The following is a 15,667-nucleotide window of genomic DNA, read 5'->3' as shown; positions in this document are numbered from 1 at the left end:
GTTTTACCAGAAGAAGGAGCTTGAAGATGAGAAGGATCTTTTCACTAATATATGAAATAGACATTGAAAAAGGCGGCATTACAAGCTCTATGATGTCAAGATCTTTTACATTTGCGGAGCGCGGCCATAAAATCGATTTGGTTACACTTGATTATAAGGACAATTATGATCAGATTGAGCAAGTGCTGAAGAGCGCTGGAAGGCTGCATGCTGATGTAAATATCCTCAATATTTATGATGACTATAAAAATCAGCATAAGCATATAAAAATTGGGGAAGTGCAGCAAAGTTACTATGATCAAAATCGTAATCGCTTTGAAGAACCATATGCTGCGTATCATAATGAGGAAAAATTAGAAACGGAATACTTCAAGAATGGCTTATATATAAAAAAGAAAAAATGGGATGAGTCGGATAATCTTTTATATGTAGATCATTTCAATGAAAATATGCAAATGACAAAGCGAGAATTCTTTCATGGCGGTTATGTAAATAAAACTGTGATTTTCGATACAAGAAGCGGAAAAATCAATCAAATTCACTACACAGCACCCGACGGTTTCTGTTATTTAACAGAATGGTACCATTTTAAAACAGGAGCCAGTCAAGGAGTTATGCTGTTTGGCCGTGATGAAAAGGAAGCTGTATTTTTCAAAAACAAGCACCAGTTTCATACACATTGGCTTGAAACGTTATGTGAGAAAGAAAAGGACCCTATTATCATCTGTGATGGAGTCGGAAGTGCTTCAAAAGTAAATGAAATGCGTGCAGGATTGGCAAAACGATTTTACTGTGTTCACTCAAATCATTTAGATTATCCTTATACGTTAGGCAGCAAAGTTCGAAACAATCATCAATATGCGATGGAGCATATTAAGGATTATGACGGGCTGATCGTATTAACGAATGAACAAAAAGAAGATATCATGAAGGATTTTGAGTCGAACAATAATATTTTTGTTATTCCTCATGCACCAAGAAGGCTTGAAAAATTACAAACGTATGAAAAAAAGAAAAACGAGTTTGTCATGGTGGCCAGATATCATGAGGAAAAAGGGATCGATAAGGTCATAAAAGCAATGGGAATCGTAAAAAAATCCCGGCCGGATATTGTCCTGAATATATATGGCAGCGGTCCCAGCTATGAGGAATACCAGCAATTGATCGATGATCTTAAGTTAGATAATGTACATTTAAAAGGGTATGTCGCAAATCCCGCTCCATTTTATCAGCAGGCGCTTGCTACATTATTAACATCAAAATTTGAGGGGTTTAGTCTCGCGATTTGTGAATCGTTTTCGTGCGCAACCCCTGTTATCAGTTTTGATGTGAAATACAGCCCGAGGGAGCTCATAAAAGAACACGAAACGGGAATGCTTGTAGAACCTGATAATATTGACATGCTTGCTGAAAGTATCATTTATTTGTACGACAACCCTGAGAGAGCCATTCAATATGGAAAAAACGCAAAGAACTTAATGGATACTGAATATAGTGAAGCCCGATTATTTGAAAGATGGGAAGAAGTATTTGAAATAACGAAATAGTACGTTTTTGCACCATTTTTGTTCATTATATGAGCTTTTGCGAATGAAATAGAAGCGGATAAGGATAGAGGTGTCATGGTGAAAATCACTGCAGCAGTACCCACATACAACTCAGAACATTTTATCTCCCGCTGCCTGGATAGTCTGGTTCAACAAACCATGCCGAATAATGAGTACGAAATTATTTGTGTAGATGATTGTTCACAGGATGGCACGGTTTCAATATTAAAAAAGTACAGTGAACAGTATTCTAATATAACGATTATAGAACGAGAAAAAAATTCGGGAGGGCCGGGGGAGCCGCGAAACCAAGCGATACGTGCTGCGAACGGTGAATACATTTTTTTTATTGATTCCGATGATTATGTAGGAATCGAAGCGTTCGAGAGAATGTATCAATTTGCAAAACAGCATGATTCAGATATTGTGCTTGGGAAAATGGTCGGTGTAAACGGCAGATCGGTCCCGCAAGCTATTTTTAAGGAAACGAAACCTGAGGCGGATCTTGTAAAATCTCCACTTGTTTACTCAATAGGACCGACAAAACTTTTTAAAGTTTCACTGCTTAGAATGCATGACATATATTTCCCCTCTAATATACAGGCTACAGAGGATCAGGTATTTGTCATGCAGGCTTATTTAGAAGCGGACAAAATTTCTGTCTTGGCCGATTATGATTATTACTATGCTGTACAGCATGACGGCGAGCATATGACGTTTGCATACGTTGCGCCCCAAAGCTACTATGGCGCAATGAAGGTTATCATAGATATGATTCGTAATAGCCGTCTTTCACATAATCGCAAAATGAAGTTTATGGCGAAATTTTTGAATCGTCATTTTGATTTTTCCAGAACAACGGACTTTACCGTAACAATCGAGGACGAACGGGAGCAGCAAACATGGATGACAGAGCTGCATCATTTTGTTGAACAAAATATACCACGGGAAATTGATAAACTTGTTCATTCTCATACGCGGTTAAAATTACACTTTGTACGCCATAATGACCTAAAGGGCTTAAAGCAGTTTGAAGCTGATAAAGAAAATATGGCCCAATATACGTCAGTTAAAAATGGTCATATCATAGCAAACTATCCCAGCCTTATCTCATATCATTTGGCAGAGAATGAACGGATTGTTGATGACAGAAACAAAATCAGTCATTACGTGAGCGAATTTCAAATGAAGGACAACACTTTCACATTAAGAGGGTCGGTTACCCACACGGCTTTACAACCAGAGCATCAAGCTATGCAAACTTTATACGGCATTTGGGTGCACCGTGATAGAAAAACTGAAAAAATCATTTCTCCAGTGTATTCCAAGGACGGAGAATTTGAATTTCTCACGAAGTTTACTGATTTGGCTATTCATGAAGAAGATATTGGTGTTTGGGATTTCTTTATTGAATCGGGGATAGACGGCTATAAAAAACGCGTCCGAATTGGCAGCAGCAGAGAACCGTATCCTTATTCCAAACATGCTAAATATATTGGGAATAACGGGGAATATGCTTTCAGCGCACGGCCGTACTTTACTAAAACCTATGATAATTTGTCGGTGGATATCAGAAAGCAGGAAGTTCTGAAAGTCGAATTCAGAGATAATGATTCGGACCAGCATTTAACGTTCGTATTTCCTGGAAGCCAATTGTTTTTCCCGAAGCAATCTTTATTATTGCTCGAATGCAATAACCAAGAGTTTTTAATCCCAATAAAAAATCAAATCAGTTCAGCTGATGGGACAGTGATACAGGTTGATCGGAATCTCGTTCAGCAAAAGTTTGCTCCGGCTTATTTACAAAACACCAATATTGTTTTATCCATTAATTCTTATAAAACCACATTGGTTCCGAAAAAGGATGTCAGTGTGTACTTTTGCAGTAAAAATATTGAAAAAAAGCTATGGTGCTTTAAAATAAAGAAGAAAGTAGATCTATTTATACAATCGGACCAATCGAAATTCTATCTAACAGCCCGTTAAACAAAGAAACCAGGTGACAAATATGAAAAAACTAAAAGTTATGACCGTTTTCGGGACGAGGCCTGAAGCGATCAAGATGGCACCGCTTGTGCTTGAATTGAAAAAATATCCTGAAATAGATTCCTATGTAACGGTAACTGCACAGCACAGACAGATGCTCGATCAGGTGTTAGATGCGTTTCATATCAAGCCTGACTTCGATTTGAACATTATGAAGGAGCGGCAGACACTGGCAGAGATTACGTCTAACGCACTTGTAAAATTGGATGAGTTGTTTAAAGATATCAAACCCGATATTGTGCTTGTCCATGGTGATACAACGACGACGTTTGCCGGAAGCCTAGCCGCTTTTTACCATCAAATTGCTGTCGGTCATGTGGAGGCGGGGCTCCGTACAGGGAATAAGTATTCCCCGTTTCCGGAAGAGCTCAATCGACAGATGACAGGGGCGATTGCTGATTTGCATTTTGCTCCGACAGGCCAGGCGAAAGACAATTTATTAAAAGAAAACAAAAAGGCCGACTCTATTTTTGTAACGGGCAATACAGCGATTGACGCACTCAACACAACGGTTAGGGATGGTTACTCACATCCTGTTCTCGAGCAGGTGGGTGAGGATAAAATGATTCTCTTGACGGCTCACCGCCGGGAAAATTTGGGCGAGCCAATGGAAAATATGTTCAAGGCCATCCGCAGAATTGTAGGGGAATTTGAAGATGTACAAGTCGTTTACCCTGTGCACCTGAATCCAGTTGTCCGGGAAGCGGCTCAGAAGCATTTTGGTGATTCTGACAGAGTGCATCTGATTGAACCTTTAGAGGTGATTGATTTCCATAACTTTGCAGCGAAATCGCATTTTATATTGACAGATTCGGGCGGCGTGCAGGAGGAAGCCCCATCTCTCGGGAAACCGGTGCTTGTTCTGCGTGATACGACGGAACGGCCTGAAGGAGTGGAAGCGGGAACGCTGAAACTTGCAGGTACGGATGAGGAAAACATTTATCAGTTGGCAAAACAGCTGTTAACTGATCATGATGAGTACAAGAAAATGTCCCAGGCTTCTAATCCGTATGGAGATGGAGAGGCTTCTCGCCGGATTGTGGAAGAATTGCTGTTTCATTACGGGTATCGGAAAGAACAACCGGATTCATTTACAGGCAAATAAAAAAGAAGCTTTGCACATTGTGCGAAGCTTCTTTTTTGTTTTACTTTTCGAGGCTTTCCTTCAGCTCTTTTGTAATATCGGAAAGGGCGCTTTCATCAGCTTGGTAGTAGTAAATTCCATTGATTTTCGTGCCTGTACCTTTTAGTTCGTGCTGTTTAATATGTTTCCGCGCACCTTTGTAATCGGACTGGATATCCCACATGTTATCGAAGGTCAAGTTCGTTTTCACATTATCTTCAACAACTTTAAACATATCTCCGAATTTCGTGATGGAAGAAATATTAGCGCCTTTATTAATAATACCTTGGATGACTTGGCGCTGGCGGTCCTGGCGTCCGAAGTCGCCTCTCGGATCTTCTTTTCTCATCCGGGTATAAGCGAGCGCTTCTTTTCCGTTCAGCGTGATTTCTCCTTTGCCGAACGAATAACCGTCATAACTGAACGCGAATGTGCTGTTAACTGTAATGCCGCCAAGTGTATCAACAACGTCTCTAAAGCTTTCCATGTTCACTTTCACAAAATAATCAACCGGAACATCGAGGAAGTTCTCAACAGTGTCTACCGTCATCTGCGTGCCGCCGAAAGCGTATGAATGGTTGATTTTATCCATTGTGCCTTTTCCGATAATTTTTGTATACGTGTCACGCGGAATGCTGACCATGTCGGTTGTATTCGTTTTTGGGTTAACGGTCATATAAATGAGCGTATCGGCACGGCCCTTATCGCCGTCGCGTTCATCCACACCCATGATTAAGACGGAAAAAGGATCTTTTTTATTGATACTGACCTCTTTATCCCTCTTTTTCGATTTATCAATGCTTTCATGAATACTTGCCACGGTTGATGCTGCTTTATGCCATAAGTAGTATGCATAGCCGCCAGTTCCGAGTACAAATACGGCCACAATGGCTAAAATGACAAGTAATGCCTTTCTTTTTTTCTTTCTTTTTTCAGCTCTCATAATAAAGTCCTCGCTTTTTTGTAATCTAGTACGATTATAAGTTTCTTAATATTTGAAAACAACTAAAATTTGTCTGATTCTTTACAATAGACGGCTCCTTGTAACAAATGTTTCGGTATTTTAAGAAAATCCGCAAAAATTTTTCGTTGTTTTGAAAGAAATCTTAAAATAAGCTTAAAATTGTCGATAAAAAGTGGAGAGGTGATATAGGAATGAAAAAAATTGCTATTTTAATGTTCTCAATGCTGCTTCTTTTGTCTGCGTGCGGCACAGCTCAGAACTCATCAGGAGCAGAAACAAATTCAGACAGCCAGGATGCAGCTGCAGAAGAGACAGTAACGAAGGAAGGCACTTTTGCCGGTTTGGCAGACAGCCATACAATTGCAGTCACTATTGATGATAAAGAGACGTCGATTCAGGTTGGTTCAGACCTTCAGGACAAAATGAACAGCATTTCAGAAGGGCAAAAAGTTGTTGTCAAATATACAAAAGATTCAAATGGCGCTTTAATGCTTAAGGATCTTGAGACAAAGTAATAAAAAACTCTTAGGGGGTTCCATGTTTTGAAAAAAATGAAGCTCTTGCTTCTATCGTCAGTCACTGCGGCGGCTGTAGCATGTCCGGCGTTTATGCAGACTGCGAAAGCCGCTGATAAAACCATTTCGGTTAAGCTGAGTAATTATGTAGGCAGCAAATCAAGTTTGGATGTCGATATCACAGGCGGATATGAAATTCCCGGCTCAAGAATTGCGGATACGGAGCGATATGGAGGAGCAACCCGTTTTGATGTTGCCAATAATGTCGCCTCTGCCGGATGGACAAATCCAACGACTGTGGTCATTGTGAATCGGGACGCTTTTGCCGATGCGCTCTCAGCAACCCCGCTTGCCAAAAAGTACGATGCACCGATTTTATTAACAGACGCAGATTCGCTAACACCAAAAACAGAAAGCGAAATTGCAAAATTAAATCCTGACAATATTCTCATCATTGGCGGGACAATCAGTGTTTCTAAAAATGTAGAAAATACATTAAAAAAATATGGTTCTATCGATCGGATTGGCGGAGCAACCCGTTACGAGGTTTCTAAAAACATAGCCGATCGGATGGGGAATTACAGCCAGGCAGTAGTGGCCACAGGCATGGTCTTTACGGATGCCCTGTCAATCGCGCCATATGCTGCAATGAACGGTTATCCGATTTTACTTGCGGGAGACAATAACATCCGCAGTGATTACAAAATTCCAAGCAAGGTTACAATTGTCGGCGGTCCGTTGAGTGTCAGCACTGGTGTGGAAGCTGCATTAAAAAAGAAGGCAACTGTGAAACGGATTGGCGGCGTTTCCCGATATGAGGTATCTGCCAATATCGTTAAAGAATTAAATATGAAAGCAACAAAGGTATTTATGTCAAACGGCCAAACATTCGCGGATGCATTGACGGGATCTGTGCTTGCAGCAAAGCAGGGAAGCCCTTTACTGCTGGTTGAATCAGGCAGCCTGCCGTCACCAGTCGCTGATGTAGTAGCGTCAAAAGGAACTCAGTCATTTGCGCTGCTTGGAGGAAGCATTTCCATCAGTGATACGCTAAAGAACAAACTGGCAGATACTTTTGCAGGAACTGGATATACAGTCAAGTTAACCGGCGGAAACCTAGTGCTTTATAAAAACAGTACTGCAATCAAGTCGCTTGGAACGTCTTTTACAGCACAGCCTAAAAAATATGCAACTACAAATTCTATCAGTTTGAACGGAACGCCATATCTCGGAAACATGAAATTTACAATAGAGTCAGGCAAATATGTTCGGCCAATCAATGTGAATATCCCCTTTGAAGATTATTTAAAGGGTGTTGTTCCTCATGAAATGCCGGCCAGCTGGCAGAAAGAAGCGCTTAAAGCCCAAGCTGTCGCAGCGAGAACTTATTCCATCAGTTCGGCCGGAAAAGAAGTACAAGACACCACCGCTTTTCAGGTATATGGCGGATATGACTGGAATTCAAAAACTTCAGAAGTGGTCGAAGCTACAAAAGGAAAAGTTTTGAAATACAATGGGAATTTGATTTCTGCTACGTATTCCTCAAGCAACGGCGGCTACACAGAAGCGAGCGGTGAGGTGTGGAGCAGCCAGCTTCCTTATTTAATCGCCAAAAAAGATACGTACGACCCGCAAATCAGCTGGTCTCTGTCTTTAAATAAAACCCAGCTTGATAAGAGCAGTCTGAATCTGAAAAGCCCGGGTTCATGGTGGAGCTCTAAAAATGAAACAAACTCATCATATTTGAGCGGTTTGAAAAGCTGGTTTATTAAAAATAAATACAGCAATGCCGAGTCTATCAAAATCACGAAAATATCCAGTGTGAAATTCAGCACGGAGAAAACTGCCGGTCAGCGGCCGGAAACAGCAAGCGTCACATTCTCATATTTCGTGAAAGAAAAATCAAATGGCTATATCCTGTCAAATGGAAGCCTCAGTGAAAAAACAGCAACAATTACTGTACCTGCAACAGAGCTGAGAACGATGCTTGGCGCTTCCAATATGAAGAGTACATATGCTTCTGTCTCAAGCAATACAAACGCCTTTCTCATTAGCGGTAAAGGATACGGACACGGCATAGGCATGAGTCAGTACGGAGCCAATGCCAGAGCAGCTGCCGGACAATCTTATACAACAATTTTAAGTTTTTACTATCCGGGAACAACTCTATCAAGCTATTAAAAGATTGTTAGAGTCAAAGGAGGCGAGATGCCTCCTTTGTTCGTTATTTGATTTATGAATCATTATGAATCTTTGGAGGGACTATCTTTGCGGATCTTTCTTAAAAGCATACCTATGCTGATACTAGGAGTCGTGTTATTTGTACCAAATGCGTTTGCGGCAAACTCTGTTACAAGGCTGGATGGAGCAAGCAGATATGAGGTTGCTGTGAATGTTTCAAAACAAGGCTGGAGCAGTGCGGGCACGGTTGTTGTGGCAAACGGAACAGCGTATGCAGATGTATTAACTGCTGCTCCTCTAGCTTATAAATACAATGCCCCGATTTTATTGACGGAATCATCTAAACTGACTGCGCCGACGAAAGACAGAATCAGCCAGCTTAAACCGAGCAAGGTTATCGTCATTGGCGGAACGATCAGTGTTTCTAACAACGTTGTAAGTGACATTAAAAAATTGGGTATTTCCAATGTGGAACGAATCGGCGGAAGAAGCCGCTATGAAGTTGCCCAAAATATTTCTAAAAAATTGTCTTCAAATTCAAAAGCGGTAATCGCAAATGGCACGGCATATGCTGACAGTCTGGCGATCGGTTCTTATGCTGCCCGTAACGGTATTCCAATTCTCCTGACGACTGCAAGCTCTATTCCCGAACCAACGAAAAATGCGATGAACAGCAAAGGAACAACATCGACTATTGTGGTCGGGGGAGAAATCAGTGTCTCAAAAAGCGTTTACAGCCAGTTGCCATCACCAACAAGAATCGGCGGGAACAGCCGTTTTGAAGTGGCTGCCAACATAGCGAAAAAGTATTATTCTTCATCAAAAGCTGCATTTGTCAGCAATGGCTATCAATATGCAGATGCTTTAGCTGGTTCTGTGCTGGCGGCGAAGCAAAATCGCCCAATGCTATTTACTGACGCCGGTTCATTGCCGACTGCGACAAGAACAGTCATCGGATCAAATAGCAAGAATACCTTCACAGTTCTTGGGGGAACTATTTCAGTGACAACAAATGTCGTGAACCAACTTAAAAATGTAATTGTAGGCAAAAAGGTATTTGTGGATGCAGGACACGGTGGTTATGACAGCGGCGCGGTCGGTAATGGTTTAAAAGAGAAAGATGTTAACCTTGCCGTTGCTAAGCTTGTAAACAGCAAACTTTCCAATGGTGGAGCCATTCCGATTATGGCCAGATCTACAGATGTTTTCTTAGAGCTTTCAGAGCGGGTTGCAAAAGCAAAAAGCAATAATGCAAACCTGTTTGTGAGTATTCACGCCAATTCAGCGAGCCCAGCAGCAACCGGTACTGAAACCTACTATTATACAAAATATGAGTCAGAAAACAGCAAACGGCTTGCGACAGAAATACAAAACAGACTCTATAAAGCACTCAATACTCAAAACCGCGGCGTGAAAATCGGGAATTTCCATGTCATCAGAGAATCAACGATGCCGAGCAGTTTAGCAGAGCTGGCGTTCATTTCGAATGCGAACGACGCAAGTAAGTTAAAGAGTGCTTTGTATCAAGAAAAAGCAGCTCAAGCAATATATGAAGGAATCATTGGATATTATTAGGCGATTAAATTAGTAGACATCAACAGCGGCTTGCCGGCAGAACCCATCAGGAATTGCCGGCAAGCTTTTTTATACGATAAAATGAGAAAAATTTTAAACCACATATGCTATGTAAAAGTTTAACAAAATTTAAGGTTAGGCCTATTCTTATTGACAGATGTTTTTGATATAATTATCAGGCAAAAATATAACCGATCCATTAGGGTAGTGAGGTAATCGATGAAAATAAGCATTGTTATCCCTGTATATAATTCAGAAGATCTTATTTCCGAATGTCTTGATAGCTTAGTTAACCAAACGATGCCAAAAGAGGATTATGAGATTATATGTGTCGATGATAAATCTACGGATTCATCTTTAGACATTTTGAATCGATATAAAAAGAAATATGACAATATTGTTGTTGTTGAAAGAACCGTAAATTCAGGCGGTCCAGGTGCGCCGCGGAATGATGCAATAAAAATTGCCAAAGGTGAATACATCCTGTTTGTTGATTCCGATGACTATCTAGGCAATGAAGCATTGTTAAGATGGTACAATTTCTCAAAAGAGAATGATTCAGATATTACTTTAGGTAAGTTAAAAGGGATAAACGGCCGAGGTGTTCCCAAATCAATGTTTAAGGAAACAAACCCAGATGTTGATTTGGTTGATTCCAAAATTGTTTTCACATTGGGACCCCAAAAACTGTTTAAAGCCTCACTTTTAAAAGAAAATCAAATCATCTTCCCTACTCACATAAAAGCAGCGGAAGATCAAGTCTTCACAATGAACGCTTATTTAAAAGCAAAGAAGATTTCTGTTTCAGCTGACTATGATTATTACTATCTGGTCAAAAGAGACGGTGAACATATGAGTGTCGCTTATGTTCCCCCAGAGAACTTTTATGGAGCAATGGAAGATATTATCTCTGCTATCAAGGCTAGTGATCTGGAAGAAGCAAGAAAAACGAAACTGATGGCAGTATTTTTAAACAGGCATTTCGATTTTTCGCGGACAAAAAATGTCACAATAAAAATGAAGACAGATGAAGAAAGAGCTGAATGGTTTAAATATTTGTCCTCATTTATTCATGCAGTACCTGAAGAGGCTGACCAATTTGTGCTTCCGCATATCAAATTGCGTCTGCTGTTTATTCGGAATAATGATTTGCAGGGGTTAACCCAGTATGAGCGTGAAGAACAAGACATTAAAAAGTTCTGTGTTGTAAATAATGGGGATTTAATTGCACGTTATCCGAGCTTAGAACGCTATCCAATTTCTGAAGAGTTATTAAAAGTAAATTATAAAAATAAGCTTGAACATTATCTGCAGAATATTGAATTTAGCGATCACAGCCTCAGCATTCAAGGAACCATTAAACACAAATTGTTGGATGATGAAACGAATCAAAATCAATCTCTGACAGGAGTATTTGTTCATCGTGATACAAAGGCGGAAAAATACATTGCGCCGGCTAAGTATGAAAATTCAACATTTACATTTGAGTGCAAGTTTGATGAACTGGCATCTGCAGAAGAAGATTTAGGCGTTTGGGATTTCTTTATTGAATCGTCAATAGATGGCTATAAATTAAGGGCGAGAATCGGAAACAAGCGTGCTGCGTATAAGTATTCAACAAACACGATGTATTTAGGGCATAATGCGTTGTTTGTCTTCAGTGCAAGACCATATTTCACAATGAACTACGATAATCTTTCGATTGATATAAAGAAACATGCCTATACAGAAGCAGAACTTTCATATGAAACTGAATCAAAAGATTTATCATTTATTTTTAAAGATAAGCAAATCTGTTTGCCAAATCATTCAAAAATGATTGTGAATACCGGACAGTCTGAAATCTCATTACCGGTAAAACGTATAGAGTTAGAGCCTAATTGCACAAAATTGACGGTAAACGTGCAGAGTTTGCTTGAACAGCTAGCTCATGTAAAGAAAGAGCGATTAATTGAATTTGCGATAAACACTTCTCAAAATAAAATCAGTGCAAAAGTGGATAACCAAGCAATTGTCTTGGACACAAGGAATGTGGAACGAAAATCCATGTTATTCTTTAGTAAAATGGTTGAGGTCCAATACAAGCTGTTAACCTCTAAATCAAAGTTTTATTTTCAATATTAAATGCTTCACAACGAAAAGAGACAAATCAGTAAAATGATTTGTCTCTTTTTTTAAACAATATGCTTAATTTTTAAAAAAAGTGTCTAAAACAATAAAAAGTTTACGGATAAATGTCAGAAAAAATAACAAATTCACACTTCTTAACATACCATTTACAACCAATTAACATCCGTCTGCTAAACTGACTGGCATAGGTCATCATAACATCCCAAACAAATCGTGAGGTGTGTGTCAGTGAGTGCAGAGAAAAGCATGAATGTGAGTCGTGAATTCTCAGTTCAGCAAATACATTCTTTTACATTATCTGAAAAGACGGCTCGTTATTTGGCAATAAAGCGCGTAATGGATATTTGGTTTGCGCTCATTGGATTGGCGATTGCGCTGCCAATGATTGCGGTATTTTCAATATTGATTTGTTTGGAGACGCCGGGGCCTGCCATTTATACGCAGGAACGCGTAGGGAAAGGCGGGAAACCATTTAAGCTTTATAAGCTTCGTTCCATGAAAATAGATGCCGAGAAGTCTGGGGCGGTTTGGGCACAGAAGCAAGATCCGCGGGTGACAAGGATCGGAGCTTTTATCAGAAGAACGAGAATTGACGAGCTTCCTCAGCTGTTTAATGTGCTGAAAGGCGATATGAGTATGATCGGCCCTCGTCCGGAACGGCCCGTATTTACGGAAAAATTCCAGAATGAGATTCCAGGCTTTACACAGCGTCTGGCTGTTAAACCGGGATTGAGCGGCTGGGCTCAAGTGAACGGCGGTTACGATATGACGCCGAAGGAAAAGCTGATATTTGATTTATATTACATTCGCAATCTGACTTTCACTTTAGAATTAAAAATTATGTTAAAAACTTGTAAAGTAGTTTGGACGGGTGATGGTGCAAGATAAAACGGAATGCCACTATTCACCATCAATCTGAGCTTAAAAAGAAGTAGGGAATATGATGCCAAGTATTACAAAACAAATCATGAGCGGTGCAAAGTGGACAAGTATTTCAACCATGTGTATTACAATCATACAAATTGTTCAGTTTGCCCTGCTTGGAAATATGATGACCTTAACAGAATTTGGGCTTGTCGGCATGATCACAACGGTTACAGTTTTCGCCCAGATTGTGCTCGATATGGGTTTTGGCGCAGCATTAATTCAGAGAGACGACGCGACGGAGCGCCAGCTGTCAACATTGTATTGGCTTAACATTATGACGGGCGTTTTGCTGTTTGTTCTTTTATATGTGAGCAGTCCTGTCATTGCGGGATTTTATCAAAGAGAAGAGCTGGTGTTTCTGGTTCGGATTCTGGCGATTATGTTTTTGATCGCGCCAATTGGACAGCAATATCAGTATATGCTGCAAAAGCAGCTGCAGTTTAATACGTTAAGCAAAATAGAGATTTTTTCAAATGTATTGTCATTCGGATATTTAGCGATAGCGGTTTTTATGATGGATGCGATTTTGGCGTACGTGATTTCTCAAGTCCTGCTGCAGTCCAGTAAAGGGATTTTATATTGGGCTGTATACCGAAAAAAGTGGCATCCTGCTTTTGTTTTTGATTTGAGAGGCATGAAGGATTTCTTTTCTTTTGGAGCCTTTCAGCTTTCATCCCGTCTTGTGAACAGACTGGGAGCAAATATCGACATGATTTTGATCGGCCGGTTTATTGGTGCTGAAGCATTGGGGATTTATAACCTCGCTTATCAGATTGTCACCATTCCGGTTTTGAAGATCAATCCGATTGTCACACGGGTGGCATTCCCTGTTTTCGCAAAAAACAAATATGAAAACAGCGTGATCAGAGAAGGCTTTCTGAATATGACAAAAATGCTGGCGCTTGTCTCGTTTCCGCTGTTAATCGGGCTCGTGTCTGTGTCAGACGCCTTTATCACAGCGGTTTTCGGAGAAAAGTGGCTTGCTGCTGTTCCGATCCTAAATGTTCTGGCCATTGTCGGGATACTAAGAGTGCTCATGAATCCAAATGGATCTGTGTTGCTGGCTAAAGGAAGAGCTGACTTAGCGTTTTATTGGGATTCCGGCGTGCTGCTGCTGTACGGATTATCACTGTTTGCAGCTGTACAGACGGGAAGCCTGCTGACAGTCGCATGGGTGTATGCCATTATCAGCGTTGTTAATTTCCTGATCGGGCGCTGGCTTTTGGCATATGTCATCAAGCTTAACCTTTCAGCTTATTTCCAGTCGATTATGAAGCCATTTCTGATTACTGCGGCGATGGGCATCATCGCGTTTGGTGTAAGCCTCAGTACCGAACACTTCAGTATGCAGGCAGAAATGCGGTTGGCCATTTCAGTTGCGGCCGGGGCGCTGTGCTATCTCTTTCTTTTGGTAAAAGCGTACCCTCAAACGAAAAGCAAACTACTAAGAAAAGGACGTTTGTCATGAAGATTTTGTGGATCACAAGCGTATATCCGAGCAGTATGAAACCCGGAGAGGGTGTGTTTCATGAGACACAGGTGCAAGAGCTGCAAAAACTCGGGCTTGATATCACTGTGATATGCCCACGGCCTTTTCATTCAGCGCCTGTCCGCATGCTGAAAAAGACATATCGAAAAAAGGATGCCAGACCGGAGTATGAGGTTAGAAAGGGGATACCGGTTTACCGGCCTTTCTATCGGGCAGTTCCCGGCCAGCTGAAGTGGGCGCAGCCTCATCGGAGAATCGCATCAGCCGTTTTAAAAACCATGAAACAGCGCGACCTATATCCGGATCTGATCCATGCTCATTTTGCCATGCCATCGGGCGGGGCTGCGGCAGTCGTGTCAGAGTCAGCGCAAATTCCTTATGTCCTGACCTTGCATGGCAGTGATGTGAATGTCTATCCGCATTATAGCAAAGGAGCGTTTAAAGCCTTCAAGCGTGCCGTAGGTTCTGCGTCAGTTGTTTTAGCAGTCAGCCACAAGCTTCAGGAAGAAGCCAAAAAGCTTTCAGGCTTTGACAGCTCGGTTTTGCCGATCGGCATACAGCTCAGCCGTTTTCAGGAGAATGAGGAGACGAAAGAGGAAATCAGAAAAAGACTCGGACTCCCGCTCGATCAGCGTCTGGCTGTCTATGTCGGCCGGCTGGTCAGAGAGAAAGGCATTTTTGAACTGTCTGAAGCGATCGAATCGCTGCAGGACTCTCCTAAGGCAGTCTTTGTCGGGGATGGTCCCGCAAAATCGACGCTGACGCAGAAGGGGCATGTCGTCACAGGCCAAGTCCCGAATCATCAGGTAAGAGACTATTTACTTGCGGCAGACTTATTCGTGCTTCCTTCTTACAGTGAGGGGATGCCGACTGTTGTGATTGAGGCGCTGGCGCTAAGGGTTCCTGTTATTTGTACGGATGTTGGCGGAGTGTCGTCTTTGTTCGGAAAGCACCAACATCTGCTGATTAAACCGAAATCCGCTCAAGCCTTGGCGGAAGCGATCACTCGGTACGAACATGAGCAAATATGGAAGCCGGAAGTAGCAGATGACTTATATGAAACCGTGCAGGCTCAATTTGACGCAGGAAAAAACGCCAAGGCCTTGCATCATCAGTATCAGACGGTCACGAAAACGTCCGTTTAATCGTAAGAAACTGCGACCAATATAA

General features: G+C 41.3%; 11 protein-coding genes. 10 read left to right on the top strand and 1 reads right to left on the bottom strand.

Translation table 11 applies throughout. The features are described from left to right. Nucleotides 1–26 precede the first annotated feature (26 nt). The 3 genes from AC07VD_RS02400 to wecB all read left to right on the top strand — a co-directional run bounded on the left by AC07VD_RS02400 (nt 27) and on the right by wecB (nt 4,698). Nucleotides 27–1,547: a glycosyltransferase gene (locus tag AC07VD_RS02400; RefSeq protein ID WP_024571907.1), complete on the top strand. Its 1,521-nt coding sequence runs from the start codon at nt 27–29 to the stop codon at nt 1,545–1,547. Between the two features lie 75 nt (nt 1,548–1,622). Continuing rightward, nucleotides 1,623–3,533 (top strand): glycosyltransferase, encoded by a 1,911-nt coding sequence (locus tag AC07VD_RS02395; RefSeq protein WP_129137972.1) that lies wholly within the window; start codon nt 1,623–1,625, stop codon nt 3,531–3,533. A gap of 22 nt (nt 3,534–3,555) precedes the next feature. Continuing rightward, nucleotides 3,556–4,698, top strand: a complete 1,143-nt coding sequence (gene wecB, locus AC07VD_RS02390) for a non-hydrolyzing UDP-N-acetylglucosamine 2-epimerase (protein WP_077671010.1) — start codon at nt 3,556–3,558, stop codon at nt 4,696–4,698. A 40-nt stretch (nt 4,699–4,738) separates the two neighbouring features. Here wecB and tagU read toward each other — a convergent pair whose 3' ends face one another. Further along, nucleotides 4,739–5,659 (bottom strand): polyisoprenyl-teichoic acid--peptidoglycan teichoic acid transferase TagU, encoded by a 921-nt coding sequence (gene tagU / locus AC07VD_RS02385; RefSeq protein WP_015251104.1) that lies wholly within the window; start codon nt 5,657–5,659, stop codon nt 4,739–4,741. A 212-nt stretch (nt 5,660–5,871) separates the two neighbouring features. On the opposite strand from tagU, the gene lytA reads away from it, so the two are divergent. The 7 genes from lytA (at nt 5,872) to tuaC (ending at nt 15,642) form a co-directional block, all read left to right on the top strand. After that, complete coding sequence (gene lytA, locus AC07VD_RS02380) at nt 5,872–6,195, top strand: acidic lipoprotein LytA (protein WP_015384797.1); 324 nt, start codon at nt 5,872–5,874, stop codon at nt 6,193–6,195. Between the two features lie 27 nt (nt 6,196–6,222). After that, nucleotides 6,223–8,376 carry a SpoIID/LytB domain-containing protein gene (locus tag AC07VD_RS02375; RefSeq protein ID WP_130572914.1) on the top strand — a complete coding sequence of 718 codons (2,154 nt, stop codon included), beginning with the start codon at nt 6,223–6,225 and terminating at the stop codon, nt 8,374–8,376. Between the two features lie 87 nt (nt 8,377–8,463). After that, nucleotides 8,464–9,951, top strand: a complete 1,488-nt coding sequence (locus AC07VD_RS02370) for an N-acetylmuramoyl-L-alanine amidase (RefSeq protein ID WP_122894792.1) — start codon at nt 8,464–8,466, stop codon at nt 9,949–9,951. Nucleotides 9,952–10,170: 219 nt separating this feature from the next. Next, nucleotides 10,171–12,075 carry a (poly)ribitol-phosphate teichoic acid beta-D-glucosyltransferase TarQ gene (gene tarQ / locus AC07VD_RS02365; protein ID WP_024573117.1) on the top strand — a complete coding sequence of 635 codons (1,905 nt, stop codon included), beginning with the start codon at nt 10,171–10,173 and terminating at the stop codon, nt 12,073–12,075. A 234-nt stretch (nt 12,076–12,309) separates the two neighbouring features. After that, nucleotides 12,310–12,969 (top strand): sugar transferase, encoded by a 660-nt coding sequence (locus tag AC07VD_RS02360; RefSeq protein ID WP_003242561.1) that lies wholly within the window; start codon nt 12,310–12,312, stop codon nt 12,967–12,969. A 55-nt stretch (nt 12,970–13,024) separates the two neighbouring features. Further along, nucleotides 13,025–14,476, top strand: coding sequence for a teichuronic acid biosynthesis protein TuaB (gene tuaB, locus AC07VD_RS02355; RefSeq protein ID WP_072175123.1), 1,452 nt, complete (start codon nt 13,025–13,027; stop codon nt 14,474–14,476). Next, nucleotides 14,473–15,642 (top strand): teichuronic acid biosynthesis protein TuaC, encoded by a 1,170-nt coding sequence (tuaC, locus tag AC07VD_RS02350; protein ID WP_185184015.1) that lies wholly within the window; start codon nt 14,473–14,475, stop codon nt 15,640–15,642. Before tuaB ends, tuaC begins: the two co-directional genes overlap by 4 nt. Nucleotides 15,643–15,667: the final 25 nt, after the last annotated feature.

It is taken from the genome of Bacillus sp. GW821-FHT01G09 (assembly GCF_059422205.1).
The sequence above is the reverse complement of the archived record's forward strand: the minus strand, read 5'-3'. Positions and strand labels throughout refer to the sequence as shown.

Excerpts from the sequence above, each read along its gene's own strand:
- AC07VD_RS02400 (WP_024571907.1), top strand. The coding sequence starts at position 27 with ATGAGAAGGATCTTTTCACTAATATATGAAATAGACATTGAAAAAGGC.
- AC07VD_RS02395 (WP_129137972.1), top strand. The coding sequence starts at position 1,623 with ATGGTGAAAATCACTGCAGCAGTACCCACATACAACTCAGAACATTTT.
- wecB (WP_077671010.1), top strand. The coding sequence starts at position 3,556 with ATGAAAAAACTAAAAGTTATGACCGTTTTCGGGACGAGGCCTGAAGCG.
- tagU (WP_015251104.1), bottom strand. The coding sequence starts at position 5,659 with ATGAGAGCTGAAAAAAGAAAGAAAAAAAGAAAGGCATTACTTGTCATT.
- lytA (WP_015384797.1), top strand. The coding sequence starts at position 5,872 with ATGAAAAAAATTGCTATTTTAATGTTCTCAATGCTGCTTCTTTTGTCT.
- tarQ (WP_024573117.1), top strand. The coding sequence starts at position 10,171 with ATGAAAATAAGCATTGTTATCCCTGTATATAATTCAGAAGATCTTATT.
- tuaB (WP_072175123.1), top strand. The coding sequence starts at position 13,025 with ATGCCAAGTATTACAAAACAAATCATGAGCGGTGCAAAGTGGACAAGT.
- tuaC (WP_185184015.1), top strand. The coding sequence starts at position 14,473 with ATGAAGATTTTGTGGATCACAAGCGTATATCCGAGCAGTATGAAACCC.